A 26,492-nucleotide genomic window follows, 5' to 3' on the forward strand; every position below is an offset into this window, starting at 1 on the left:
AGATCTGGAAGCCCGGTAACGGGTGGAGGTGACTGGTACTAATAGGCCGAGGGCTTGTCCTCAGTTGCTCGCGTCCACTGTGTTGGTTCTGAAACCACGAACAACCCCATGCCAGGTCACGGTGTGGTGCGGTTGACAGTTTCATAGTGTTTCGGTGGTCATAGCGTGAGGGAAACGCCCGGTTACATTCCGAACCCGGAAGCTAAGCCTCACAGCGCCGATGGTACTGCAGGGGGGACCCTGTGGGAGAGTAGGACGCCGCCGAACTTTTTTTGGGAAAACCCCCGCACCCTTTGGTGCGGGGGTTTTCTGCGTTCCAGGGGGATTTCCGTGCGGCGCCTCTTTACGCTGAAGTGTGCTGGGCTTTCATTTACTTTCCTACAGGCGGCCCGCTGATTTCAGGGTCAAATACGCGTCAGCCAGGGCAGGGGCCAGAGTTTGGGGAGTGGCGTCTACTACTGTGACGCCCCGGTTCCTGAGTTGGTCTGCCGTGCGGTGGCGTTCCGACCGGGCCTGGGCGGCTGATGCTGCGTCGTAGACCGCTTCCGCCGTTCCGCGTGCGGCCGCCATTTCCTCGATGTGAGGATCGGCGACCGAGGCCACCACGACCTTGTGGCGCTTTGTCAGGCGGGACAGGACAGGGAGCAGGCCCTCCTCGATGGGGGCCGTGTCGAGGCCGGTGAGCAGCACGATCAAAGAAGCCCGCGGGGCGGTGCGGAGAGCTGTCGAGGTCAGGCTTCGGGCGTCTGTTTCGACGAGTTCCGGCTCCAGCGTCGCCAGGGCGTTGACCAAGGAGGGAAGTACGTCTCCGGCGGAGCGGCCCTGGACCAGGGCGCGTACTCGGCGGTCGTAGGCGAGGAGGTCCACGCGGTCGCCGGCGCGGGAAGCGAGAGCTGCGAGGAGCAGGGCCGCGTCCATGGAAGCGTCCAGGCGTGGGGCATCGCCCACGCGGCCGGCCGACGTACGGCCGGTGTCGAGGACGATGAGGATGTGACGGTCGCGTTCCGGGCGCCAGGTGCGGACCGCGACGTTGGAATGCCGGGCGGTGGCGCGCCAGTCGATGGAGCGGGTGTCGTCACCGGGAACGTATTCGCGGAGGCTGTCGAATTCTGTGCCCTGGCCGCGCGTCAGCACGCTGGTGCGGCCGTCGAGTTCGCGGAGGCGGGCCAGTTTGGAAGGGAGATGCTTCCGGCTGGCGAAGGGCGGCAGGACACGCAAGGACCAGGGGACTCTGTGGCTGCCCTGGCGGGTGAAGAGGCCCAGGGGACCGTACGAGCGGACCGTTACGCGGTCGGCCTCGTGGTCGCCCCGGCGGGTCGGCTGCAGGCGTGTCGTGAGGCGGCGTCGTTCGCCCGGAGGGATGGCCAGGCGGTGACGTGATGCCGTGACCTCTGTTCCGGGCCGCCAAGTGCTCGGGGGCCAGGCGTCGCGCAGGTCGGCGCGCAAGGTGCGGCCCGAGGGGTTGGTGACCGTGAGGTCGACGTCTGCGGTCTCGCCCAGACGTACCGACGTATCGCCGGAGCGGGTCAGGCCGAGGCGGCGTACCGGGGTGGCCAGGGCGAAGTCGCAGGCGCAGGCCAGGGCCAGTGGGGCGTTCACGGCGAGGATGCCGGTCCAGCCGGGGCCCCAGAGGCCGACGGGGAGCGTGCCGAGGGCCGCCAGGAGTGCGGCGCGTCCGGTGAGGGCCATCAGCGGGGGACCGGGACGTGGGCGAGGATCGCCTTGATGACGGAGTCGGTGGTGACGCCCTCCATCTCTGCTTCCGGGCGGAGCTGGATCCGGTGGCGGAGAGTGGGGAGGGCGAGGGCTTTGACGTCGTCGGGGATGACGTAGTCGCGGCCGGTGAGCCAGGCCCATGCGCGGGCCGTGGAAAGCAGGGCCGTGGCGCCTCGGGGGGAGACGCCGAGAGTGAGGGAAGGGGACTCCCGGGTGGCGCGGCAGACGTCCACGACGTACGCGGTGATCTCGGGGGAGATGGACGTTTTCGCGATGTCGGCGCGGGCGGCCTCCAAGTCGGCGGCGCCCGCCACGGGGCGTACGCCGGCGGCGCGCAGGTCGCGCGGATTGAAGCCTTCCGCGTGCCGGGTGAGGACGTCGATCTCGTCCTGGCGGGAGGGGAGAGGGACCGTCAGCTTGAGGAGGAAGCGGTCCAGTTGGGCTTCGGGGAGGGGGTATGTGCCCTCGTACTCGACCGGGTTCTGGGTGGCCGCGACGAGGAAGGGCTCGGGGAGCGGGCGCGGTGTGCCGTCGACGGTGACCTGGCGTTCTTCCATCGCTTCGAGGAGCGAGGACTGGGTCTTCGGCGGGGTGCGGTTGATTTCGTCGGCCAGCAGGAGGTTGGTGAAGACCGGGCCGGGCTGGAAGGAGAACTCGGTGGTGCGGGCGTCGTAGACGAGGGAGCCCGTGACGTCGCTCGGCATGAGGTCCGGGGTGAACTGGACGCGCTTGGTCTCCAGTTCGAGGCTCGATGCGAGGGCGCGCACGAGCAACGTTTTGGCCACCCCAGGGACTCCTTCTAGTAGGACATGGCCACGGCAGAGCAGGGCGACGACGAGTCCGGTGACGGCGGGGTCCTGGCCGACCACGGCCTTGGAGATCTCGGCGCGCAGGGCTTCGAGGGAAGCGCGTGGGCTGCGGGAAGCTCCGGTGGGCCCGGTGTCAGTGGTCGGGTCCATCATGAGTGGCGTACCTCTCTTTCGAGGGCGTCGAGTTGGTCGGCGAGGTCGATGAGTGCTGCGTCGTTGCCGGGTGGCGGTCCGAAGAGGAGGGGGTGCAGGTCTTGGCCGGGGGCGCGCAGGCGGGAGGAGAGCGCGGGGAGCAGGGTCTCGGGCGCGTGTGCCTGGGTGGGGGGTACGCCGACGAGGGAGGCGAGACGGGTGCGGGAGGCGGTACGTAGGGCGGCGGCTGCGCGGTCGCGGGCGTTCACCTTGCGGTACAGGCGGGCGCGTCCCTCGACTGCCTCGGAGGCGCGGATGACGACAGGGAGGCGTTCGGCGACGAGGGGGCCGAAGCGGCGGGCGCGCCACAGGGCGGCGAGAGCCGCGGCGATGGCGAGTTGCAGGACGCCCCAGAGCCAGCCGGACGGAATCAGGTCGAAGAAGCCGCGGCGTTCGGATCCGGTGGCTGCCCGGTCGTCGGAGAGGGAGGGGAGGTACCAGACCAAGTGGGGTCGGGAACCGAGGAGTTGCAGGGCTAGCGAGGCGTTGCCCTGCTGGTCGAGGCGGTCGTTGTAGAGGATGTCGGGGGCGCCGAGGACGACGGTGTCGCCCTTTCCGTGGGGGGCGGGGAGATGCAGCAGGCTGGGCAGACCATCGCTGAGGTAGCAGGCCTCGGCGTCAGGGGCGAGGGTGTCGTAGCGGATTCCGCCCATGTCGGCGGGACCCGCGCGGCGGGCGGCCGGGAGGGAACAGCCGGGGGAGAGCGTGGAGTCGGCGCTGGTCGCGCCGTTCGCGGTGACCCCGGGGGCCAGGGCGCCGATGGAGCGGGCGCTCGGGGCGACGAGGACGGTGCGACCGCCTGCGTCCTCGGTGGCCGCGTGGAGGCGGGAGCGCTGGCGTTCGGTGAGTACGTCGGGGTTGGCGACGAGGAGGGTCGTGTCGGGGCCGGTCGCGGAGCGGGCCTCTTCGGTGCTGGTGACCACGCGGGTGGACACCCCCCGGTCGGCGAGCAGTTCGGCGACGGCCCGGCTTCCGCGGGAGTCGGCGGAGCGGGGATCGAGGCGGCCGTGCTCGGTGCCGGAGCGGACCGCGGCGATGACGACGGCTGTCGCCAGCAGGATGACCAGGGCGAGGACGATGCCTCGAGAGCGGGTCCAGAGCTGGCGGGGTGTGGGGGAGACCGAGGTCGACGCGGCGGGGGGTGGAGTGCCTGTCGCTTGTTCCGTGGCGGTTCGTGGGGCGGGGCCGGTCATTCGGCGGCCCCCTGGGAGCTGTTGCTCGGTGTGGTGTGGGCGGTGCTGGTCAGGACCGGTTTGGTGTTCTCCAGGTCGCGGTCGAGTTCGGCGAGGCGGAGGTATGCCGGTTCGTCGGCGGTGCGGCCGCCGTATGTGACGTCGTCGAACGCGCGGGCGGCTGCGCTGAGCCGGTCGCTGTGGGAGGGGAGGGTGCGGCCCGCTTCCGCCGCGGCTTCGTCCGCGGTGCGGCCCGGGCGGGGGTCCAGGAGTGCGCGTTCCTCCAAGGCGCGGACGACGGCGCGCATGCGTTCCTGGACGGCCTGGTTCCAGTGGGCCCGGGCGGCATGGGCCTCGGAGGCGGCGCGGTGTTCCGCTGCGCTGCGGGGGCGGTCGTCGAAGAGGGCCGGGGCCGACGTGGCGGCACGGCGGGGGGAGCCGAGGCGCCACCACAGGGCGGCGGTCAGGAGCAGTACGGCCAGGACGATGACCAGGAGGCCCAGCGCGCCGCCCGGGGTGGCCCCCGAGGCGGCGGAGAACAGGTCGTCGACCCAGCCCCAGAAGCGGTTCAGGGCGCGCTCGAAGAGGCTGGGGTCGTTCTCGTGGTACATCGGTTTGGACAGTTCGCGTTCGGCGGCCTCCCGCGCGGGGTCGCGCGGGATCGTCACCGGTGGCTCGTCGCCGGTGCGCGGCAGGAGCGGTGCCGCGCCGAGCTCTCTGAGTACTGTTCCCGCCGCGGTCACCGCATCAGCTCCCCGAGGCGCCGGGAGGGGTGGGGCCGTGGCCGGGGAGGCCGGCGGCGCGGGCGAGTTCGAGGTCGAGGGCCTCGCGGCGGATCCGCTGGTCGATGTAGAGGAGCACGGTGACTCCGGCCGTGATCGGGAACGTCAGCATGGAGCCGATGATGGAGCCGACGCCGCTGACGATCAGGAACGTCCAGCCGAGCTCGCCGGTGCTGTCGAGGAAACCGGTGACGCCGTCGCCGCTGACCGCGCCGGCGATGAACGTGAACGGGATGACGATGATCGACGCCACGACGTTGGCGATGATCGCCGCGAGCAGCTGGATGCCGAAGACCCGCCACCAGGAGCCGCGGACCAGTTTGGCGGAGCGGGTGAGGGACTTCTTGATGCCCTGCTTCTCCAGCATGAGGGCCGGGGAGGCGAGGGAGAGCCGGACCACCATCCACAGGGCGGCCACGCCCGCGCCGAGACCGCCGAGTACGGCGAGGCTGGCTCCGGCCTCGGACGCGCCGGCCAGGGCGATCAGCAGGCCGGGCAGGGTGCCGACGGCGACGATGGCGACGCCGATGAGCGGGATGAGCAGAGTCAGGCCGAAGAGCTTGGCCAGTTGCGGGCGGGAGTCCTGCCAGGCCTCGGCGATGGTCACCGACTTACCGAGCACCGCGCGGCTGGTGACCATCGTGAGCAGGGCTGTCGCGACGATCGTGCCGAGCAGGGTGACGAGGAGGACCACTCCGGAGCTGAGCATCGTGTCGCCCAGGGCGCGGGTCAGTTCGCCGACGGTCGCGCTCGGGTCGTCGAGGGCTTCGGTGTCGACGGACTCGTTGAGGACGAGGCCCTGCAGGAGGACGACGACGATCTCCGTGAGCACCGCCACGGACAGGGAGATGCCGAGCACCGTGCGCCAGTGGGCGCGCATGGTCGACACCGCGCCGTCGAGGATCTCGCCGACGCCGAGCGGGCGGAGCGGGATGACGCCGGGCTTCGCGGCGGGCGGGGGGCCCTGCCAGGCTCCCCAGCCGCGGTAGCCGCCCGGACCACCGGGGCCTCCCGGAGCGCCCGGGCCGCCGGGACCCGTGGGGCCTCCGGGGCCGGGGGGCGGGCCGCCCCAGCCCCAGCCGCCGCCCTGGCCGGGCGGAGGGGGCGGCGGAGGCGGTGTCTGGCCCGGGACCGGCTCGCTGGGCGGGGACCACTGGGCGGGCGGCGGCTGCTCCTTGGACCACTTGGACGGGCCGTCCTGTCGGCCGGCGTCCCCGGTCCCGGCGCTGCCGGGCTCGGTGTCCGCGGGACCGGTGGCGTCCGGCTTGCCGGAGTCCTGTCCTTCGGATCCTTCGGAGGGGGCAGATCCGGGCGAGGCCCAGCCCGGAGTGTCGTTCATCGTCGCTCCTTCAAGGTGCCCGTCCGCGGGTGCGGCGGCAGGTTGCCAGCCATCGTGCCACGGGGTGCCCGCGAGGTGACCGGCCGCCGTAGTGGCTGGACACCTTCAATTGTCCGCCGGGTACGGGGCAGACTGGGCGGATGGCTGATCAGTACGCGCAATCCAGCGAGGACAAACGGCCGACAGAGATCCCCGCGGTTCCCGCGATCCGCTGGGACGACCCACCCGAAGGCCCCGTCCTGGTCCTCCTCGACCAGACCAGGCTGCCGGGCGAGGAGAGCGAGCTGGTGTGCACCGACGCACCGGCTCTGGTGGACGCGATCCGGAGGCTCTCGGTGCGAGGGGCACCGCTCCTGGGCATCGCGGGGGCGTACGGCGTCGCGCTGGCCGCGGCCCGGGGTTTCGACGTGGACGAGGCGGCGGACTCGCTGGCGGGGGCGCGGCCCACCGCGGTCAACCTTGCCTACGGGGCGCGCCGGGCCCAGGCCGCGTACCGCACCGCGGTGGCGGGCGGTGCCGATCCGCGGCGGGCGGCGGGGGCCGCGCTCGAGGCGGCGCGGGCGCTGCACGCCGAGGACGCCGAGGCGAGCACCAGGATGGCGGCGCACGGGCTGGCGCTGCTCGACGAGCTGCTGCCCGGTGGCGGGCATCGGATCCTGACGCACTGCAACACGGGGGCGCTGGTCTCCGGAGGGGAGGGCACGGCGTTCGCGGTGGCGCTCAAGGCGCACCGGGAGGGGAGTCTGCGCAGGCTGTGGGTGGACGAGACGCGACCGCTGCTTCAGGGGGCGAGGCTCACCGCATATGAGGCGGCGCGGAACGGAATGGCGTACACCTTGCTCACGGACAACGCGGCGGGTTCGCTGTTCGCGGCGGGAGAGGTGGATGCCGTGCTGATCGGTGCCGACCGCATCGCGGCCGACGGTTCGGTGGCGAACAAGGTGGGGAGCTATCCGCTCGCCGTGCTGGCGCGATATCACCATGTGCCGTTCATCGTGGTGGCGCCGGTGACGACCGTGGACCTGGGCACCCCGGACGGGGCGGCCATCGAGGTGGAGCAGCGGGGTGGGCATGAAGTGACGGAGGTCACGGCGCCGTACGTGCCGGTGATCGGGATGGAAGCGGGGGGCGGGATACCGGTGGCGCCCCTGGGAACGCAGGCGTACAACCCTGCGTTCGATGTGACACCACCGGAGTTGGTGACGGCGATCGTCACCGAAGAGGGCGTTCTGTCACCTGTGACAGCAGAGGGCCTTGCCGAGCTGTGTGCCAGGTCACGCCAGGTAACGATTAGCTAATGGGATGATGTCAGGCATGAAGGGACGAGTCCTTGTCGTCGACGACGACACCGCACTGGCCGAGATGCTCGGGATTGTGCTGCGTGGTGAAGGTTTTGAGCCGTCGTTCGTAGCTGATGGCGACAAGGCGCTGGCCGCTTTTCGGGAGGCCAAGCCTGATCTTGTGCTGCTCGACTTGATGCTGCCGGGGCGTGACGGCATCGAGGTGTGCCGCCTGATCAGGGCGGAGTCCGGAGTGCCGATCGTGATGCTCACGGCCAAGAGCGACACCGTTGACGTGGTGGTCGGTCTGGAGTCGGGGGCGGATGACTACATCGTCAAGCCGTTCAAGCCGAAGGAGCTCGTGGCCCGGATCCGGGCGCGGCTGCGGAGGTCGGAGGAGCCTGCTCCCGAGCAGCTGGCCATCGGTGACCTGGTCATCGATGTGGCGGGGCACTCCGTGAAGCGGGACGGGCAGTCGATCGCGTTGACGCCGTTGGAGTTCGACCTGCTGGTGGCGCTGGCACGCAAGCCGTGGCAGGTGTTCACGCGTGAGGTGCTGCTCGAGCAGGTCTGGGGCTACCGGCACGCGGCGGACACCCGGCTGGTGAACGTGCACGTCCAGCGGCTGCGGTCCAAGGTCGAGCGGGATCCTGAGCGGCCGGAGATCGTGGTGACCGTCCGTGGTGTCGGTTACAAGGCCGGACCGAGCTGACATGTCCCGGGACAGTTCTCCCACGACTCCCGGGGGTTCGGGGGCTCGCTCGGGGCGGACTGGACCGGGGCGACGCTCGTCCGGGTTTGGGCGGCTCGTCGACGGCGGGTTGCTGCTGCAGGGCGGGGTGCAGGGCAGTCCTGTGCTCCGGCTCTTCGTGCGCTGGGTGCGCCGTCCCCTGCTGCCCGCGGTGCGGCTGTGGCGGCGCAACATCCAGCTGAAGGTCGTCGCGACGACCTTGCTGATGTCGCTCGGCGTGGTGCTCATGCTCGGTTTCGCCGTCATGAGCTCGGTGAACAACGGCCTGCTCAAGGCCAAGGTGAAGGCTTCGCAGAGCCAGGCCGACGGTGGTTTCAGGGCCGCGCAGGACAGTGTGAACGCCGCGCGGCAGAGCGCGGGTCAGGGTCAGGGGCAGGGCCAGGACGGCAGTACGGCGGACGGGCGCAACGCCGCCTTGTGGATGTCGGACCTCGTCGAGCAGCTTTCCAGCGGTGGGCAGAACGCCTTCGCCGTCGTGACGCTGAGCCCGACTTCCGCGGGCGACTCCGGGAGCGTGCGGGGCTCGCGTGCCTCGGGCGGTGTGGAGCCGATCCTGAGCGTGCCGGAGGAGCTGCGCCGCCAGGTCGACAACGGCACGGGTGTCTACCAGGCCAATACGCGGGTCATCTACGACGACGGCCGGGAGCCGCAGTCGGGCCTGGTGATCGGCAAGCGCCTCAACGACCTCAACGGCGATCCGTACCAGCTGTACTACCTCTTTCCGCTGACGCAGGAGGAGGAGTCGCTGAACCTGGTGAGGACGACCCTCGCGACTGCGGGGCTGTTCGTCGTGGTGCTCCTCGGGGCCATCGCCTGGCTGGTGGTGCGCCAGGTCGTCACGCCGGTCCGGATGGCCGCGGGCATCGCCGAGCGGCTCTCCGCCGGGCGCCTTCAGGAACGTATGAAGGTCACCGGAGAGGACGACATCGCACGGCTCGGTGAGGCCTTCAACAAGATGGCGCAGAACCTTCAGCTGAAGATCCAGCAGCTGGAAGAGCTGTCGCGGATGCAGCGGCGGTTCGTGTCCGACGTGTCGCACGAGCTACGGACGCCGTTGACGACGGTCCGGATGGCCGCCGATGTCATTCACGAGGCGCGGGTCGACTTCGATCCGGTGACCGCGCGGTCGGCCGAGCTGCTCGCCGATCAGCTGGACCGGTTCGAGTCGCTGCTCGCCGATCTGCTGGAGATCAGCAGGTTCGACGCGGGGGCGGCCGCGCTCGAGGCCGAGCCGATAGACCTCCGTGAGGTCGTGCGCCGGGTGGTCGGCGGTGCGGAGATGCTCGCCGAGCGCAAGGGCACGCACATACGGGTCGTGGGGGACCAGCAGCCCGTGGTCGCCGAGGCCGACGCGCGGCGTGTGGAGCGGGTGCTGCGCAACCTCGTCGTCAACGCCGTGGAGCACGGCGAGGGCAAGGACGTCGTGGTGCGGCTCGCCGCCGCGGGCGGCGCGGTCGCCGTCGCGGTGCGGGACTACGGAGTGGGCCTGAAGCCCGGCGAGGCGACGCGGGTGTTCAGCCGCTTCTGGCGGGCGGACCCGGCACGCGCGCGTACCACCGGTGGTACGGGGCTCGGGCTGTCCATCGCCCTGGAGGACGCGCGACTGCACGGCGGCTGGTTGCAGGCGTGGGGCGAGCCGGGCGGGGGTTCGCAGTTCAGGCTCACGTTGCCGAGGACGGCGGACGAGCCGCTGCGGGGTTCGCCGATACCGCTGGAGCCCGACGACTCCCGCAGGCGCCGCGGTCTGAACGACACGGGGCTGCCCACCGAGGGCGCGGGCAAGCTGGCCACGGTTCCCGCGCAGGCGGCCGCGACGGCGTCCGAGAGGGTGCCGCCGCCCGTGCCGGCGAAGGGGCCCATACCTCCGCGGCTGCTGCACGCGGGACCCGTCGACCCGACGGCGCTGCCCGGCAACGGGTCGAGGGTCGTGCCGCGTCGGCCGGTGGACGGCGAGCCGGCCGGGGAGCCGGGTGGGGTGAACGGGTCGCGTGCGGACGGCGCCGAGGAGTCGGGGCCGGCTGTGGGCCCGGGCAGGGAAGAGGGGAACAGGCGTGGGCGCTGACCACGACGGGCGGCGCGGCCGCCGTGCGGGCCGCGGACGTTCGCTGCGCACCGGGCTCGTGCTGGGCAGCTGCGGGGCGCTCCTGGCGGGCTGTGCCTCGATGCCGGACAGCGGGAACCTGAAGTCCGTCGACGCCTCGCAGCGCCCGGACTCGCAGTCGCAGGTCCGTGTCTACGCGATGCCGCCGCGCGAGGGCGCCCGGCCCATAGAGATCGTGCAGGGCTTCCTTGAGGCTCTGACCAGCGATGATCCGCAGTTCGCGATGGCGCGCAAGTATCTGACGAAGAAGGCGTCGCGGGAGTGGGACCCGGAGGAGTCCACGACGGTGCTCGCCGACGGTCCGAACACGGACGCGGGGAACGCGGGCAACGAGGGCGACGGCAGCCGTCGGTACTCCCTGACCGGCCGGCAGGTCGCGCGGGTCGACGCCCAGCACGCGTACCGGCCGGAGGACGCGGCGTACACGCAGTCCGTGCACCTGAGCCAGAGTGGCGGGCCGGGCGGGAACGAGTGGCGGATCGACAAGCCGCCGCCGGGCGTGGTGCTCGGGGAGTCGGATTTCCTGCGGATCTACCGGTCCGTCAACAAGTACTACTTCGCGGGGCCCAGTGGGGCGGGTGTGAGCGGCAGGACGGGGCTCGTCGCGGACCCCGTGTACATCCGCCAGCGCATCGACCCGTTGACGCAGACGGTGAAGACGCTCCTGGAAGGGCCGACGAACTGGCTGCGGCCGGTGGTGCTTTCGAGTTTCCGTAGCGGTACGGAGCTCAAGGACCCCGACAAGTCGCTGACGATGGACGACCAGAACCGGCTGACCGTGCAGCTGAACAGTCGGTCGGACGGCACCGGTCAGACGAAGTGCAAGGAGATGGCGGCTCAGCTGCTCTTCACCCTGCGGGACTTGACGCCTTCGGGAGTCGAGCAGGTGACGTTGCAGCGTTCCAACGGCTCGATGCTCTGTGTGCTGAGTCAGGAGCGTGCCGCGACCGTCGCGGCCCACCCCAGCACGGACCGGCCCGGCTACCAGTACTTCGTCGACGAGAAGCACCGGCTGGTGCGGATGTCGGCCAACGCGGGGGGCTCGGTCGACCCCGAGCCGGTCACGGGTGCCCTCGGCACGGGTGACCAGCCGCTGCGCTCGGCCGCGGTCTCGCGTGACGAGCAGCGTGCGGCCGGGGTGTCCCTCGATGGCAAGTCGCTGTACACGGGGTCGCTGCTCGCCGACGACACGCTCGGCAAGGTGCGGCTGCGCAGCAAGGCGAAGTCGGAGAAGGACCGTCTCTCCACGCCGAGTTGGGACGGCAGGGGCAACCTGTGGGTGGCCGACCGGGACCCGAAGCGGCCCCGGCTGCTCTGGCTCGAACAGGGCTCGGGCGATCCGGTCGAGGTCGAGGTTCCCGCTCTGGACGGGCACATCCGCGAGGTGCGGGTGTCGGCCGACGGCGTGCGGATCGCCTTCCTCGTGGAGAAGGACCACAAGACGTCCCTGTGGATCGGCCGTGCGGACCGTGACACGCGCAAGGGGGAGCGCCCCGAGATCTCCGTCCTCGACCCGACTCCCGCGGCGCCCCAGATGGAAGAGGTCACGGCCATGTCGTGGGCGGGCGGCAGCCGGCTCGTGGTGGTCGGGCGGGAGACCGGCGGGGTCCAGCAGATCCGGTACGTCCAGTGCGACGGATCCGTGAGGTCGGGCACCGCGCTGCCCGGTCTGACCGGAGTCAGGGAGATCGCGGCGTCCGAGGACGAGCGGCAGCCGTTGGTGGCGCACTCGGACGACGGGATCGTGCGGCTGCCGACGGGTTCGCAGTGGCAGACGGTCGTGAAGGAAGGGCTGGCGCCGGTCTATCCGGGGTGAGCCGGGCTGCCCGGGGTGCGTGTCTGTCCGGGTTGAGCCCGGGTGGGGTGCGCGTCTGTCCGGGGTGCGCGTCTGCACGGCGTGAGTCGGGCTGTCCCGGGTGAGCGGGCCCGTCTCAGCGGCCCGTCTCGGCGGTGTTCGGTTCTGGGTGGGCCGGCGTGCTCGACTCCCTCCCGGGGCGGGTCCGGCGTGCTCCGTCGGTTGTCCACAGGTGGTTATCCACAGGGGTGGTCGCGCCGTCCCGCCCTTGGCACAGTGGGGTCATGCGGGGGTGGTGGCAGGACCTCACCGACCTGGTGTTGCCGACCGAGTGCGGAGGCTGTGGGAGGCCTCGCGCGGCTCTGTGCGCCGAGTGCCGTGCCGCTCTGTGCGGGGCGGTGCCGCGCCGGGTGCGGCCGGATCCGGCGCCGCCGGGGCTGCCGGTGGTGTTCGCGGCCGTGCCGTACGAGGACGCGGGGCGGTCCGTGCTGCTCGCGCACAAGGAACGCGGCTCCCTCGGGCTCGCCGGGCCGCTCGGCGTGGCGCTGGCCGGAGCCGTGTGTGCCGGTCTGCGGGGCGAAACCCGGGCTCCGGGTGATACGGGGGCGCCAAGTGGGGTAGGCGGCACACAGGATGGCCCACAGGGGCGTGTGATGCCGGTGTCGCTCGTGCCTGTGCCCTCGTCGCGGGCCGCTGTGCGGGCCCGCGGGCACGACCCGGTGCGGCGGATCGCGTTCGCCGCGGCGGGTGAGCTGCGGCGGGCAGGTGTCCCGGCGCGGGTGCTCGCGGTGCTGCGTCAACGGCGCGCGGTGGCCGACCAGTCGGGGCTCGACTCCCGGCAGCGGCAGGCCAATCTGGCGGGCGCCCTGGAGGTGACCGCCGACGGCGGACGGTTGCTGGGAGGTGGTGGCCGCTGTGTGGTCGTGGACGACCTGATGACCACCGGTGCCTCTTTGGCGGAGGCCGCCCGTGCATTACGTGCCCTACGCATGGAAAAGAACACGGGAGCGGAGGACGTGCGAGATCCCGTAACGGGGGTCATGCGGAGGACCGTATTGAGCCACGGGAACGCGATCGGTGCGGCCGTTGTCGCTGCTCCACCGGATTCTTTCGAAATAAACCGGAACTGATTGGGAACTTGCATCGTTGCAGGTAGTGAGAGGGTGGATACACCTGAATGGAGGTATGCGTCAGTAGAGGGTGACGACATCCGCCCAGGCGAGATATGTTCGGTTGTATGAGGAAAGGCGGACGCCGGACCTCGTATATCGGAATGCCGGTCCGCGGGTTTTCCGCAATCACCCGGGCCGGTGGGGTGGAGATCTCGCCCACGGGGGAGGAGGAGGTGGACGTCACCGAGTCCGAGGCTCCGGGAGTCACCGGAGCCTGGTGCAAAAGGGAGATGCTCCGCAGCCGAAGCGGGGCGATCCGGGAACGGAGTTCTGCGTGGACATCGTCGTCAAGGGCCGCAAGACCGAGGTGCCCGAGCGGTTCCGCAAGCACGTGGCCGAGAAGCTGAAGCTGGACAAGATCCAGAAGCTCGACGGCAAGGTGATCAGCCTCGACGTCGAGGTGTCCAAGGAAACCAACCCGCGACAGGCCGACCGTTCCGACCGAGTGGAGATCACTCTCCGCGGGCGCGGACCCGTGATCCGCGCGGAGGCCTCGGCAGCCGATCCCTACGCGGCGCTCGACCTGGCCACCGCCAAGCTCGACGCGCGACTGCGCAAGCAGCACGAGAAGCGCCACAACCGGCGTGGCAACGGCAGGCTTTCGGCCGCCGAAGTCGCCGAGCGCGTCCCGGAAGCGGCGTCCTTCAACGGGGACGGATCCCTCGCACGTGACGAAGAGCCGGACGGCGTTCCGGTCAAGAGGATCGGCACCCTCGAGATTCAGGGCGAAGGCCCCCTCGTGGTCCGCGAGAAGACACACGTCGCGGCCCCCATGTCGCTCGACCAGGCGCTCTACGAAATGGAGCTGGTCGGACACGACTTCTACTTGTTCGTCGACTCCGAGTCCAAGGAACCCAGCGTCGTCTACCGACGGCACGCGTACGACTACGGCGTCATCCGCCTGAACACCGACCCCATGGTCGCCAAGGCCGAGTCGGGTGGCGGAGGCGGGGCCCTCGGCGGCTGACCGCCGGCCCCCCGTGACAACCGTGGTGGTGCCCCTGGAGCGCCTGTGCGCCCCCAGGGGCACCACCGTGCGCCCACTGCGCGCACCGCACCGGCGCCGGGCATGAAATCATGGGCGAGCCGGTCAACCGGTGTGCTGCCGCCTGGCGTTGGCGCAGCAGAGGCACAACAGGCCGCGGGCCTTCATGGGGGAGGAACGATGGCGGACAGCTTCGGACCGATGCGTCACGAGGGTGCCGGGGACGGCACCGGCATCGGCACGGATGCGGGCGCCCCACGCAAGGAGCCCATCAGGGTCCTTGTGGTGGATGACCACGCCCTCTTCCGCCGGGGCCTGGAGATCGTTCTCGCCGCCGAGGAGGACATCCAGGTCGTCGGGGAGGCGGGTGACGGCGCGGAGGCGGTGGACAAGGCCGCGGATCTGCTGCCCGACATCGTGCTCATGGACGTACGCATGCCGAAGCGCGGTGGCATCGAGGCGTGCACCTCCATCAAGGAGGTGGCACCCAGCGCGAAGATCATCATGCTGACGATCAGCGACGAGGAAGCCGACCTGTACGACGCGATCAAGGCGGGCGCCACCGGTTATCTCCTCAAGGAGATCTCCACGGACGAGGTGGCCACGGCGATCCGCGCGGTGGCCGACGGGCAGTCGCAGATCAGCCCCTCGATGGCGTCCAAGCTGCTCACCGAGTTCAAGTCGATGATCCAGCGCACGGACGAGCGGCGGCTCGTCCCCGCGCCCCGGCTGACCGACCGGGAGCTCGAGGTGCTGAAGCTCGTCGCCACCGGGATGAACAACCGGGACATCGCCAAGGAGTTGTTCATCTCCGAGAACACCGTGAAGAACCACGTGCGCAACATCCTGGAGAAGCTGCAGCTGCACTCCAGGATGGAGGCCGTCGTCTACGCGATGCGGGAGAAGATCCTCGAGATCAGGTGAGGGCTCGGACCAGGTCGGCCGTCAGTTCGGGGCGGTCGACACGCTCCACCCGTACGGCGTCGCAGTCCACCCAGGACGCCGCTTCCAGCAGCGCCTGCGCCATCGGCGCGACAGCCTTCGGGGAGTCCAGCGACACCTGCCTGGCCACCAGCGTGCTGCCCTCGCGCGCAGGGTCGACCCGGCCGAGGAGCCTGCCCCCGGCGAGCAGCGGCATCGCGAAATAGCCGTGGATCCGCTTCGGCTTCGGCACGTACGCCTCCAGGCGGTGGGTGAAGCCGAAGATCCGCTCCGTGCGCGCACGCTCCCAGATCAGCGAGTCGAAGGGGGAGAGCAGCGTCGTGCGGTGGCGGCCGCGCGGCGTCGTCTCCAGCGCCTTCGGGTCCGCCCAGGCCGGCTTGTCCCAGCCCTGCACCGTCACCGGCACCAGACCGGACTCCGCGACCACCGCGTCGAACTGCTCGCCCTTGAGGCGGTGGTAGTCCGCGATGTCCGCGCGCGTGCCGACTCCCAGCGCCTCGCCCGCCAGGCGGACCAGACGGCGCAGGCACTCCGCGTCGTCCAGGTCGTCGTGGAGCAGGGCGTCCGGGACGGCACGCTCCGCCAGGTCGTACACCCGCTTCCAGGAGCGGCGCTCCGTGCACACCACCTCGCCGTACATCAGCGCCCGCTCGACGGCGATCTTCGACTCGGACCAGTCCCACCACTCGCCCTTGTTCTTCGCGCCGCCCAACTCCGTCGCGGTGAGCGGGCCTTCGGCGCGCAGCTGCTTGATGACCTGGTCGTACGCCCCCGAGGGCAGGTCGTGGTGCCATTGCGGGCGGGTGCGGTAGGCGCGGCGGCGGAAGGCGAAGTGCGGCCACTCCTCGATGGGGAGGATGCACGCGGCGTGCGACCAGTATTCGAAAGCGTGGGTCTCCGTCCAGTACGCCGACTCGACCGTGTCGCGGCCGACGGCGCCCAGGCGTGCGTACGGAACGAGTTCGTGGGAACGGGCCAGGACCGAGATCGTGTCGAGCTGGACCGCGCCGAGGTGGCGCAGGACGCCCCGCACGCCGGACCTGCGGTCGGGGGCGCCCAGAAAACCCTGCGCGCGCAGGGCGATCCGGCGGGCCTCGTCGGCGGAGAGGTCGATGGCGGGACTCGGCAGGCTCGTCATGGTCCGAACGATAGGGGGAGGCACTGACAGTCGACCTCTCAGATCTCCGCGCCGGTCCCGCCCGCCCTCGCGGGCAGGTCCCTCGCGGGCAGGTACGGGTGCGGCGAGCGCACTCCGATGTCCGAGGGGAGCAGCGAACCCACCCAGCAGTCACGGAGCGTGCCCTTGTTGAGCAGGCCCGCGCGGTGCACGCCCTCCACGGTGAACCCGGCCCTCTCCACGACGGCCCGCGAGCCGGCGTTGCCGACCTCGGCACGCCACTCCAGGCGGGTGCACCGCAGCTCCGTGAACGCCCAGCGGGCGAGGCCGAGCACGGCCTCCGTCATGTAGCCGCGGCCCCGGTGTTCCTTGGCCGTCCAGTAGCCGACCTCCCAGGTGCCCGAGCGCGGGTGGTGCAGGCTGGCGGCGGCGAGCAGCGGACCGCCCTCCCGGGGGCGTACGGCGAAGGTGTACTCCACGTCGTCGCGCCAGTCGTCCGGGACCACGCGGTTGATGAAGGCGTCGGCGTCCACGCGCGTGTACGGCGACGGGATGGTCGTCCAGCGCTGGATGTCCGGGTCCTGGCAGGCCGCGTAGGTCTCGTCGGTGTCCTCGGGCGCGAAGGCGCGGAGGAACAGACGTTCGGTGGTGAGAGTGACGGGCTCCATCAATCGATTCTGCTGGGGCGGAGCGTCCGGATCCAGCGTTTTACCGGCTTCCGTGATCACCTCGCACGAGCACCCCACACGAGGCACTCATGGGCCCAACCCGGCACCTTCGGCACTCCTCGTCCGTTGACCTCATGGCACACCTCCCGGCGCGGCCCGGTCCTCGCATACGATGGCCGTTGCCCGACGAGTAAAACCGACCATGCCAGGCCCGACCGGCAAGGAGACCAACCCCCGTGTCCGTCCTCTCGAAGATCATGCGTGCAGGCGAAGGCAAGATCCTGCGCAAGCTGCACCGCATCGCGGACCAGGTCAACTCCATCGAAGAGGACTTCGTCAGCCTCTCCGACGCCGAGCTGCGCGCGCTGACCCAGGAGTACAAGGAGCGTTACGCCGACGGCGAGACGCTCGACGACCTGCTGCCCGAGGCCTTCGCGACGGTCCGCGAGGCCGCCAAGCGCGTCCTCGGCCAGCGGCACTACGACGTCCAGATGATGGGCGGCGCCGCGCTGCACATGGGCTATGTGGCCGAGATGAAGACCGGTGAGGGCAAGACCCTCGTCGGCACCCTGCCGGCGTACCTGAACGCCCTGTCCGGCAAGGGCGTCCACCTGATCACGGTCAACGACTACCTGGCCGAGCGCGACTCCGAGATGATGGGCCGCGTCCACAAGTTCCTGGGCCTCGAGGTCGGCTGCATCCTGGCCAACATGACGCCGGCCCAGCGCCGCGAGCAGTACGCCTGCGACATCACGTACGGCACGAACAACGAGTTCGGCTTCGACTACCTCCGCGACAACATGGCGTGGTCCCAGGAAGAGCTCGTCCAGCGCGGCCACAACTTCGCGATCGTCGACGAGGTCGACTCGATCCTCGTCGACGAGGCCCGTACGCCGCTGATCATCTCCGGCCCCGCCGACCAGGCCACCAAGTGGTACGGCGACTTCGCCAAGCTGGTCACCCGCCTCACCAAGGGTGAGCCCGGTAACCAGCTCAAGGGCATCGAGGAGACCGGGGACTACGAGGTCGACGAGAAGAAGCGCACCGTCGCCATCCACGAGTCCGGTGTCGCCAAGGTCGAGGACTGGCTCGGCATCGACAACCTGTACGAGTCGGTGAACACGCCGCTGGTGGGTTACCTGAACAACGCCATCAAGGCGAAGGAACTCTTCAAGAAGGACAAGGACTACGTCGTCATCGACGGCGAAGTCATGATCGTCGACGAGCACACCGGCCGTATCCTCGCCGGCCGCCGCTACAACGAGGGCATGCACCAGGCGATCGAGGCGAAGGAAGGGGTGGACATCAAGGACGAGAACCAGACCCTCGCGACCATCACCCTCCAGAACTTCTTCCGCCTCTACAAGCGCGACGGCTACGACAGCGGCCTCTCCGGCATGACCGGTACGGCCATGACCGAGGCCGCCGAGTTCCACCAGATCTACAAGCTGGGCGTCGTGCCGATCCCGACGAACCGGCCCATGGTCCGCGCCGACCAGTCCGACCTGATCTACCGCACCGAGGTCGCGAAGTTCGCCGCCGTCGTCGACGACATCGCGGAGAAGCACGAGAAGGGGCAGCCGATCCTGGTCGGCACCACCTCCGTGGAGAAGTCGGAGTACCTCTCCCAGCAGCTGTCGAAGCGCGGCATTCAGCACGAAGTGCTGAACGCGAAGCAGCACGACCGTGAGGCGACGATCGTCGCCCAGGCCGGCCGCAAGGGCGCCGTCACCGTCGCCACGAACATGGCCGGACGAGGCACCGACATCAAGCTCGGCGGCAACCCCGACGACCTCGCCGAGGCGGAGCTGCGCCAGCGCGGCCTCGACCCCGTCGAGCACGTCGAGGAGTGGGCCGCGGCGCTGCCCGCCGCCCTGGAGAAGGCCGAGCGGTCCGTCAAGGCGGAGTTCGAAGAGGTCAAGGAGCTCGGCGGGCTGTACGTGCTCGGCACGGAGCGGCACGAGTCGCGTCGTATCGACAACCAGCTGCGCGGTCGTTCCGGCCGTCAGGGCGACCCCGGCGAGTCGCGGTTCTACCTGTCGCTGGGCGACGACCTGATGCGTCTGTTCAAGGCCCAGATGGTCGAGCGCGTGATGTCCATGGCCAACGTGCCGGACGACGTGCCGATCGAGAACAAGATGGTGACGCGCGCGATCGCGTCGGCGCAGTCGCAGGTCGAGCAGCAGAACTTCGAGACGCGTAAGAACGTCCTCAAGTACGACGAGGTCCTCAACCGGCAGCGCGAGGTCATCTACGGCGAGCGGCGGCGCGTCCTGGAGGGCGAGGATCTGCAGGACCAGATCACGCACTTCATGGACGACACCATCGACGCGTACATCGCCGCGGAGACCGCGGAGGGCTTCGCGGAGGAGTGGGACCTCGACCGGCTGTGGGGCGCGTTCAAGCAGCTCTACCCCGTCAAGGTCACCGTGGAGGAGCTCGAGGAGGACGCGGGCGACCGTGCGGGCCTCACCGCCGAGTTCATCTCCGAGTCCATCAAGGAAGACATCCACGAGCAGTACGAGGCGCGTGAGGCGCAGCTCGGCTCCGACATCATGCGTGAGCTCGAGCGGCGGGTCGTGCTTTCGGTCCTGGACCGTAAGTGGCGTGAACATCTGTATGAGATGGACTACCTCCAGGAGGGCATCGGCCTCCGTGCCATGGCGCAGAAGGACCCGCTGGTCGAGTACCAGCGCGAGGGCTTCGACATGTTCAACGCCATGATGGAAGGCATCAAGGAGGAGTCCGTCGGCTACCTGTTCAACCTGGAGGTCCAGGTCGAGCAGCAGGTCGAGGAAGTCCCCGTCGACGACGCCGCTCCCTCGCTGACGAAGGACGGCGCCCAGGACGCGGTTCCCGCGGGTGCGGGAGCCGGTGCGGGGGCGGGTGGCTCTCGGCCGGAGATCCACGCCAAGGGGCTCGAGGCTCCGCAGCGGCCCGACCGGCTGCACTTCCAGGCGCCGAACGCCGAGGGCGGGGTCGACGAGGGCGACTTCGTCACGGACGGCTCCGGGGTTCGGTCCGAGGCGGACGGGATGACTCGGGCGGAGCGGCGCAAGGCTCAGAAGGGTGGGCGGCGCCGCAAGAAGTAGGCGGTTTCGCTGTCGCTGTGACGTGAGCGGAGGGGCTGGACTTTTGTCCGGCCCCTCTTTTGTTGTGCTGTCCCTCTATCGGTGGGTGGCCTCTCTTTCGGCGGGTGGCGTCTCTTTCGGTGGGTGGTCTCTCTTTCGTTGTGTGGCCAGGTGTGGCCAGGTGTGGCTAGGTGTTTTGGGGTTCTGTTTCTACTGCTGTGCAGCGCCACTTTCGGTCCGCTCCCAGCGTCAGGCGGAACGCCAGCGCGCGCAGTCTCGGGCCCGTCGCGATGCGGGCGAACACCTCGTACGTCTCGGGGTGCGGCTGGTAGTGGCCGATGCGGTGGATCGTGGGACGGTGGCCGTCCGTGCAGAGCGGCCTCAGCTCCGCCAGGCGCGCCAGCTCGTCGAACGCCGTGTTGGCGATGTGGCGGGCCACCCAGTGCATCGGGCGCTGGCCGCTGAGGACCAGGACCAGGCGCTCCGCGAAGATCTCCGTGGGGTGTGGGGGTGGTTGGGCCGGGATCGTGCGGGGTGGCGTGGAGGGCCGTGGTGTGGGGGGCCGTGGTGTGGAGGGGCGTGGTGTGGAGGGGCGTGGTGTGGGGGTGGGGGTGAGCGTGGGGGTGGGGCCTGTGCGGGAGTCCTTTCGGGTGGGAGGCCGGCCTCCGGGTGGGCGGGTTGTGGTCGGGCGGGGGCGGGGCCTTGTCATCACCTTGCGCATGGGTGCCTCTTGTTCGGTCGTGGGGAGGGGGCTAAGGCTGGGGTGGCTGGTACCGGTGGGTAACTTTTTGTTGGGGACCTTGTACGGGGGCGGGGCGTGGGGAGGCAAGGGGCGCGGGGCGTGCGTGGAGGTGGGGTGAGGGTTCACCTATCCGGGGGGTGCGGGGGGTTGTCGGGCTTGGGAGCGTGGGGGCGGGGTGGGTGAGGGCGTGGGGGCGCAGTTGACGGCTGGGGGGTGTGGGTGGGGAGCTCGATGGGGGACTCCCGCACGTATCCTGGAGGTCTTCCGAGCCATCTGATCCGCCCGCGTGCGGACACCGACGAAAGCGGTCAGCCATGCGCGTCTACGTTCCTCTGACCCTGCCCCGGCTCGCCGAGGCGCACGAGGCGGGGGAGCTGGGGCCCGGGCCGCTGGTCGCCTACGCCGTGACCCCCGCGCTGCGGGAGTGGTACGTCTCGGACGACATCGAGGAGCTCGAGTACGCGGCGTTGAATCGTGCCGCGGCGGCGTCGTTGCGGCTGATCGCGGGGGATCCGGGGGCGGCGCGGCGGCGGGTGGTCGTGGCGGCGGACGTGCCGGACGGGGCGGCTGTGGCCGACCCCGACCGGGGGCTCGACCGCGGGGCGCTCGGGGAGGTGCGGATCGCCGAGGCGCTGCCGTTGGCCAAGGCGGCGGCCGTGCACGTGGACTCCGGGGACGCGGAGGGGGACGTGGCCGCGGCGGCTTCCGCGCTGGGGGCGGCGGATCAGGGTGACGATGATGCGCGGTTCGTGGTGGACGGGGTCGAGGATCATGAGCTGCTCTGGTTTGCGACGCAGGAGATTCCTGGGCTGATCGCGGGCTAGTTCTGGGGGCTGGGGGCTGGGGGCTGGGGGCTGAGGGCTGGGGCCTGGAGGGCCTGGGGGTTCTGCGGGTTCTGGCGGGGCGCCTTGGGTGCGTCTGTGGGTGCGGGGCCGCGGGGGTATGTGCGTACTCGCCATCCCTGCGCCGCGTTGCGTGTTTGTGGGCGTCAGGGTGGGCTCGGTGCTCCGTGCGCACATACCCCCGCGTCCCCTCGCGTTTCGCTCGCGGGTGCCGGCCGGGTATGGGTGCGCTCGCGCAGGGGGCGGGCTGGGTGCGGGCCGGGCGTGGGTGTGCTCGCGGGAGCGGGCTGGGTGCGGGCCGGGTGTGGGTGTGCTCGCGGGCGTCGGCTGGGTGCGCTCGCGGTGGGCCGGGTGTGGGTGTGGTCGCGGGTGGGGGCTTCGGGTGGTTGGGCTCGCGTCTTGGTTGTGGGGGTGGGTAAGTTCTTGGGATGGGGAAGCTGCTGCGCGGGGCGCATATCGTGTGGGACTGGAACGGGACCTTGCTGCATGACATTCATGCGGTGATCGAGGCGACCAACGCCTCATTCGCTGAGCTCGGGCTCGAAGCGATCACGTTGGAGCGGTACCGCGATCTGTACTGCGTGCCGATTCCCCGGTTCTACGAGCGGCTGATGGGGCGGCTGCCCACCGATGCCGAGTGGCGGGTCATGGACGCCGTCTTCCACAAGCACTACTGGGCCCGCGCCGAGGTCTGCGGGCTGGCCGAAGGGGCTGCCGAGTTGTTGGCGGCGCGGCGGAACGACGGGCGTACGCAGTCGTTGCTGTCGCTCGCCCCGCACGAGCGGCTGATTCCGATCGTGCGTCGGCACGGCATCCACGAGTACTTCGTACGGATCGACGGGCGGACCGACGAGTCGCACGCCGGCAAGGCCGAGCGGATGGTGCGGCATCTGGATGCCTTTGACGAGCCTCTTGATGTGGGGCGGGTCGTCGTGGTGGGCGATGCGGTCGATGACGCCGTCGCCGCTGATCACGTGGGGGCGCAGGCCGTGTTGTACACCGGCGGATCGCACAGCCGGGCCAGTCTTGAGCTTGCCGGGGTGCCCGTCGTCGACAGTCTCGCGGAAGCCGTCGACGTGGCCGAACGGCTCGTCGCCTGAGGGTGGTTGCGGGGATTTCCGCTTACGCTCCGCGCTGATCTGCGTACGCTGAGGTGAGTTCCCAGGCCTGGCGGGACGACGTGACGGGGGCGGTTTCGCGATGGGTTTCGGCTTCGGGCAGCGACGGGGCGGGCAACTCCCCGCCGAACTGACCTCGTTCGTCGGTCGGGTGGACGAACTGGCGCAGGTGCAGGCGGCGTTCGAGTACGCGCGGCTCGTGACGTTGGTGGGGCCGGGCGGGGTGGGCAAGAGCCGTACCGCGCTGCGGGCCGCCGCGGGGCTCGGGAAGCGGTTTCCCGACGGGGTGTGGCTGGCGGAACTGTCCGCGTTGCGGGACCCGGAGCTCATTCCGGCGACTCTTGCGGCGGTTCTCGAACTGCCGGAGCAGTCGGGGATGGCGCCCCTCGACGCGGTGGTCGCGCACTTGCAGGGGCGGCGGCTGCTCATCGTGCTCGACACCTGTGAGCACCTCGTCGACGCGTGCGCGATGCTCTCCGACATCCTGCTGCGCGAGGCCGCCGACGTGTGTGTGCTCGCCACCAGCCGGCAGCCGCTGGACGTGCCGGGGGAGCACTGTTGCCCCGTCTCGCCGCTCGCGCCGGACGACGCGGTGGAGCTGTTCGCACAGCGGGCCGCCTCCGTGGTGCCCGGATTTCGCGTGAGCGACGCGAACCGGGAGCGGCTGGAAGCGCTGGTGCACCGGCTCGACTGCATTCCGCTCGCTCTGGAGCTCGCGGCGGTGCGGTTGCGGGCCGTCTCCGTGGAGGAGCTGGTGGCGCGGCTGGACGATCGGTTCCAGGTGCTCACCGGGGGGCGGCGCACCGCCTTGTCGCGGCATCAGACGCTGCGTACCGCCATCGACTGGTCGCACGACCTGTGCGCCCCGGACGAGCAGGTGCTGTGGGCGCGACTGTCGGTTTTCGCGGGCTCCTTCGAGCTGGGCGCCGCCGAGCAGGTCTGCGGGGACGAGGCCCTGCCCGTGGGGGAGGTGCTCGGGCTGCTCATCGGGCTCGTCGACAAGTCGGTGGTGCAGCGGCTCGGCGAGTCCGGGAGCCGGTACCGGCTCCTCGACACGCTTCGGGAGTACGGGGCGGAGCGGCTCGACGCCGTGGAGGCCGACGGAGGCGCCGCGCTCCGTGCGCGGCACTTCGCGTACTACCGGGATCTGGGGCGGCGTTTCGAGGACGGGCTGCTGGGGGCCGGTCAGCCCGGGCTGCACCGGGTCGTGCGGGCGGAGATGGCGGGTCTGCGGGCCGCCCTCGAGTACGCGTACGAGACGGATGGGCGGGCGCGCGAAGGGCTCCGCCTCGCGGCGCGGCTCTGGCCGCACTGGCGGGCCTCCGGGACGCTCTCGGAGGGTGGGTACTGGATCGAGAAGGGGCTCGAGCGCGTTCCCGAGGACTGTTCGGCGCGGGCCTGGGGGCTGCTGGCGACCGGTGCGTTCGGGGTCTGGACCGCGGATCTCGCGACCGCGGTCGAGCGGATGGCGCTGGCGCGGGAGTCGGCGGAGCGGGCGGGTGACGAGACGGTCGCGCAGCTCGCCGAAGGGTACGTCCACGGGCTCGCGGTGCTGTGCGGTGACGGGGCAGGGCTGGAGCGGCTCGCGGACGTGCGGCGGCGGATGGCCGAGAGCGACAACCGGCTCGGGCTCGTGGTGATGAGTTACGAGGCGGCGCTGCTGCGGGCGGTCCTCGGGGACACGGCTGGGGCCCTTGAGCTGTGCGAGCAGGGGCTTCGCCTGCTGGAGGGCACGGGCGAACGGCAGGTGTACGGGTCCACGCTGATGGCTCAGGGGCTCGTACGGTGGCTAGCGGGCGAGAGGGAGGCGGGGGTCGACTCGCTGCGCCGGGGCATAGAGGCGGCCGGGGAGGTCGACGAGGTCCTGGTGGCCGCGATGTGCTGCCACGGTCTTGCGTGGGCGGCGGCGTACGAAGGGCGGCTGGTGCGGGCGGCGTGGCTGTTCGGGTACGCGGAGAACGCGCGGCGGCTGGGCGGGGACCCGATCGGGATGCTCCCTTCGCTCTTCGAGCAGCAGGAGGCTGCCCGGAAGTCCGTGCGGGAGGCGTTGGGCGGGAAGCAGTTCGACCGGTGGCATGCGGTGGGGGCGCGGTTGTCGGGGCGGCAGGTCCTGGAGGCGGTTCGGGGGGATGCGGAGACGCCTGGGCGGGGGTCCGGGGTGGGGGACGGCACCTCTGGGGTGGCGGCTTCGGGGGCGGGGGTAGGGGCGGGTGCGGGTGCGGGTGCTGGGCGTGCTGCGTTGACTCGGCGGGAGCGGGAAGTGGCTGCGCTGGTTGCTCAGGGGCTGTCGAATCGGGAGATCGCTGAGCGGCTTGTCATCTCCAAGCGGACTGCGGACGCGCACGTCGAGCACATCTTGGCGAAGCTGGGGGTGGGGTCGCGGAGGGAGGTGGCCGGGGCGGTCGCTGGCGGGGCGCCTTGAGTGGTGGGGGTGGCGTGGGTGCGGGTGTGTGTTTCCCCTTGGCCCGGGGGTGGGGTCTGTTTCGCCGCTTCGCGGTGGAGTTTCCCACCCACCCGCCCGTTTGCCCCGCGACGTCCTGCGGGGGTGGATGCGGGTGTGTGTTTCCCCTTGGCCCGGGGGTGGGGTCTGTTTCGCCGCTTCGCGGCGGTGTTTCCCGCCCGCCCGCCCGTTTGCCCCGCGACGTCCCGTGGGAGTAGGGGCGGGTGGGTGGGCGGAAGCGTCTGCCAGGGGTGGGGTGGGGGCTGTGGTGTTCGCTCGGTGGGGGTTGTGACGCTCTGGCCGGGTGGGGCCGGTGTGGGCCGGTCCGCCCTGACAGGGGCTTCTTGGGGTGGCCGGGGTCTGGGGCCGGGGTGGCGGGCCCTGCCCTCGCCGACTAGGGCAGGGCTCCGCGGTGCCGGGTGTCGGGCCGGGTGGTCCGAGTGGCGGCGGGACAAGAGGCTGCCCGGTACGGGCGTCACCCCGCATCGGTATGCGTGCGGATCCGCATACCGACGTTGCCCCGGCGGGCGACGAGGCCTTGCTCCGTATACCTAGAGCGGGGTGGGATGGGGTGGGGTGTCCGGGTGTCCTCGGATTCGTGCCTTGCGTTACGTCACCGGTGCCTTTGCCCTCAGCACCGTGAGGAACTCCCGCATCCAGCCCGAGTGGTCGGGCCACGCGCGGGCCGAGACCAGGGTGCCGTCCACCACCGCCTCCGCGTCCTGGAACGTCGCGCCGGCGGCCTGCATGTCGATTTCCAGGGCCGGGTACGCCGTGACCCTGCGCCCGCTCAGGCCGCCGATCGCGGCGGTGAGGAGCGGGCCGTGGCAGATCTGGGCCACGGGCTTGTCCGCGTCGAAGAACGATTTGAGGATCTTGCGGAGTTCGGGGTCGTTGCGGAGGTACTCGGGGGCCCGGCCGCCCGGGATCACCAGAGCGGCGTACTGGCCGGGATCGACCTCTGCGAAGGCGAGGTCCGCCGGCCAGGTGTACCCCGGCTTCTCCGTGTACGTGTCGAAGCCCGGCTCGAAGTCGTGGACCACGAAGCGGAGGTTCTTGCGGGCCGGGGCCGCGATGTGGACGTCGTAGCCCTCTTCGCGGAGCCGTTGGTAGGGGTAGAGGACTTCCAGTGACTCGGCGGCGTCGCCGGTCACGATCAGGATCTTGGCTGCCATTTCGCTGCGCTCCCCTCGGGCGGGGGGCCGCCTGCGCGGACCCTCAGGGCCAACCTGCCCGCGCCGTGGCTCTTTGCCAAGGGGGAGTGGTGGCCGAGGGCACTGTGCAGAGTGTCAAAGTTCGGGCCCCGCTTTTGTACACATACGGCTCATGACGGCTCCCCGGTCCGGAGCGATAGCCTGGACCCGTGATCAGCGCGATATCCCGCGGGGGCATAGGTGCCCCCGTCCTGCGCCCGGGGAGAACGGTGGACAACCGTGCCCGGGCGCTCGCTGACGCTTC

Annotated in this window: 20 protein-coding genes and 1 rRNA gene; 12 read left to right on the forward strand and 9 right to left on the reverse strand. The window is 70.7% G+C overall.

The window, feature by feature from the left end:
• Positions 1–150: 150 nt before the first annotated feature.
• Positions 151–267 (forward strand): 5S ribosomal RNA (gene rrf / locus AC07DO_RS00005).
• A gap of 111 nt (positions 268–378) precedes the next feature.
• Here the strand turns inward: rrf and AC07DO_RS00010 are convergent.
• From AC07DO_RS00010 to AC07DO_RS00030, 5 genes are read right to left on the reverse strand one after another with little or no spacing between them, the layout of a single operon-like run.
• Positions 379–1,689, reverse strand: a complete 1,311-nt coding sequence (locus AC07DO_RS00010; protein WP_479055933.1) for a DUF58 domain-containing protein — start codon at positions 1,687–1,689, stop codon at positions 379–381.
• Positions 1,689–2,678: an AAA family ATPase gene (locus tag AC07DO_RS00015; protein ID WP_479055934.1), complete on the reverse strand. Its 990-nt coding sequence runs from the start codon at positions 2,676–2,678 to the stop codon at positions 1,689–1,691. Before AC07DO_RS00015 ends, AC07DO_RS00010 begins: the two co-directional genes overlap by 1 nt.
• Complete coding sequence (locus tag AC07DO_RS00020) at positions 2,675–3,910, reverse strand: DUF4350 domain-containing protein (RefSeq protein ID WP_479055936.1); 1,236 nt, start codon at positions 3,908–3,910, stop codon at positions 2,675–2,677. Before AC07DO_RS00020 ends, AC07DO_RS00015 begins: the two co-directional genes overlap by 4 nt.
• Entirely contained in the window at positions 3,907–4,632 is a 726-nt protein-coding gene (locus AC07DO_RS00025) for a DUF4129 domain-containing protein (protein WP_479055937.1), read from the reverse strand. Before AC07DO_RS00025 ends, AC07DO_RS00020 begins: the two co-directional genes overlap by 4 nt.
• A 4-nt stretch (positions 4,633–4,636) precedes the next feature.
• The gene (locus tag AC07DO_RS00030; RefSeq protein WP_479055938.1) at positions 4,637–6,010 is read right to left on the reverse strand and encodes a DUF7847 domain-containing protein; all 1,374 of its coding nucleotides are present in this window, start codon (positions 6,008–6,010) and stop codon (positions 4,637–4,639) included.
• A 140-nt stretch (positions 6,011–6,150) separates the two neighbouring features.
• Here AC07DO_RS00030 and mtnA point away from each other — a divergent pair, with 140 nt between their 5' ends.
• From mtnA to AC07DO_RS00065, 7 genes are all read left to right on the forward strand, one after another.
• A complete protein-coding gene (gene mtnA, locus AC07DO_RS00035; RefSeq protein WP_479055939.1) occupies positions 6,151–7,308 on the forward strand; it encodes an S-methyl-5-thioribose-1-phosphate isomerase in 1,158 nt (385 codons plus the stop codon).
• A gap of 4 nt (positions 7,309–7,312) precedes the next feature.
• Complete coding sequence (gene mtrA, locus AC07DO_RS00040; RefSeq protein ID WP_189176211.1) at positions 7,313–8,002, forward strand: two-component system response regulator MtrA; 690 nt, start codon at positions 7,313–7,315, stop codon at positions 8,000–8,002.
• Between the two features lies 1 nt (position 8,003).
• Positions 8,004–10,103, forward strand: coding sequence for an MtrAB system histidine kinase MtrB (mtrB, locus tag AC07DO_RS00045; protein ID WP_479055940.1), 2,100 nt, complete (start codon positions 8,004–8,006; stop codon positions 10,101–10,103).
• Positions 10,093–11,958, forward strand: a complete 1,866-nt coding sequence (locus AC07DO_RS00050) for an LpqB family beta-propeller domain-containing protein (protein WP_479055942.1) — start codon at positions 10,093–10,095, stop codon at positions 11,956–11,958. The genes mtrB and AC07DO_RS00050 overlap by 11 nt, the downstream gene beginning before the upstream one ends.
• 263 nt (positions 11,959–12,221) lie before the next feature.
• Complete coding sequence (locus AC07DO_RS00055; RefSeq protein WP_479055943.1) at positions 12,222–13,067, forward strand: ComF family protein; 846 nt, start codon at positions 12,222–12,224, stop codon at positions 13,065–13,067.
• 316 nt (positions 13,068–13,383) lie between these two features.
• On the forward strand, positions 13,384–14,076 hold the full coding sequence (gene hpf, locus AC07DO_RS00060) for a ribosome hibernation-promoting factor, HPF/YfiA family (protein ID WP_479055944.1): 693 nt from the start codon (positions 13,384–13,386) through the stop codon (positions 14,074–14,076).
• A 198-nt stretch (positions 14,077–14,274) separates the two neighbouring features.
• The gene (locus tag AC07DO_RS00065) at positions 14,275–15,018 is read left to right on the forward strand and encodes a response regulator (RefSeq protein WP_150184407.1); all 744 of its coding nucleotides are present in this window, start codon (positions 14,275–14,277) and stop codon (positions 15,016–15,018) included.
• Here the strand turns inward: AC07DO_RS00065 and AC07DO_RS00070 are convergent.
• The gene (locus AC07DO_RS00070; protein WP_479055946.1) at positions 15,011–16,174 is read right to left on the reverse strand and encodes a winged helix-turn-helix domain-containing protein; all 1,164 of its coding nucleotides are present in this window, start codon (positions 16,172–16,174) and stop codon (positions 15,011–15,013) included. The genes AC07DO_RS00065 and AC07DO_RS00070 overlap by 8 nt on opposite strands.
• Before the next feature lie 38 nt (positions 16,175–16,212).
• Positions 16,213–16,821 carry a GNAT family N-acetyltransferase gene (locus AC07DO_RS00075; protein ID WP_479055948.1) on the reverse strand — a complete coding sequence of 203 codons (609 nt, stop codon included), beginning with the start codon at positions 16,819–16,821 and terminating at the stop codon, positions 16,213–16,215.
• 236 nt (positions 16,822–17,057) lie between these two features.
• Between AC07DO_RS00075 and secA the strand changes: the two genes are divergently transcribed.
• Positions 17,058–19,913 (forward strand): preprotein translocase subunit SecA, encoded by a 2,856-nt coding sequence (secA, locus tag AC07DO_RS00080; protein ID WP_479055950.1) that lies wholly within the window; start codon positions 17,058–17,060, stop codon positions 19,911–19,913.
• Between the two features lie 166 nt (positions 19,914–20,079).
• Here the strand turns inward: secA and AC07DO_RS00085 are convergent, their stop codons facing one another.
• Positions 20,080–20,613 carry an Rv3235 family protein gene (locus AC07DO_RS00085; RefSeq protein ID WP_479055952.1) on the reverse strand — a complete coding sequence of 178 codons (534 nt, stop codon included), beginning with the start codon at positions 20,611–20,613 and terminating at the stop codon, positions 20,080–20,082.
• Positions 20,614–20,948: 335 nt separating this feature from the next.
• Here AC07DO_RS00085 and AC07DO_RS00090 point away from each other — a divergent pair, with 335 nt between their 5' ends.
• From AC07DO_RS00090 to AC07DO_RS00100, 3 genes are all read left to right on the forward strand, one after another.
• Complete coding sequence (locus AC07DO_RS00090) at positions 20,949–21,458, forward strand: DUF6912 family protein (RefSeq protein WP_409240430.1); 510 nt, start codon at positions 20,949–20,951, stop codon at positions 21,456–21,458.
• 446 nt (positions 21,459–21,904) lie between these two features.
• Positions 21,905–22,576 (forward strand): HAD family hydrolase, encoded by a 672-nt coding sequence (locus AC07DO_RS00095; RefSeq protein ID WP_479055953.1) that lies wholly within the window; start codon positions 21,905–21,907, stop codon positions 22,574–22,576.
• 100 nt (positions 22,577–22,676) lie between these two features.
• A complete protein-coding gene (locus tag AC07DO_RS00100) occupies positions 22,677–25,016 on the forward strand; it encodes an ATP-binding protein (protein ID WP_479055954.1) in 2,340 nt (779 codons plus the stop codon).
• A gap of 626 nt (positions 25,017–25,642) precedes the next feature.
• On the opposite strand, the gene AC07DO_RS00105 is transcribed toward AC07DO_RS00100, so the two are convergent.
• Positions 25,643–26,209, reverse strand: a complete 567-nt coding sequence (locus AC07DO_RS00105; protein WP_479055955.1) for a DJ-1/PfpI family protein — start codon at positions 26,207–26,209, stop codon at positions 25,643–25,645.
• Positions 26,210–26,492: the final 283 nt, after the last annotated feature.

This window comes from Streptomyces sp. NPDC045678, assembly GCF_056432085.1.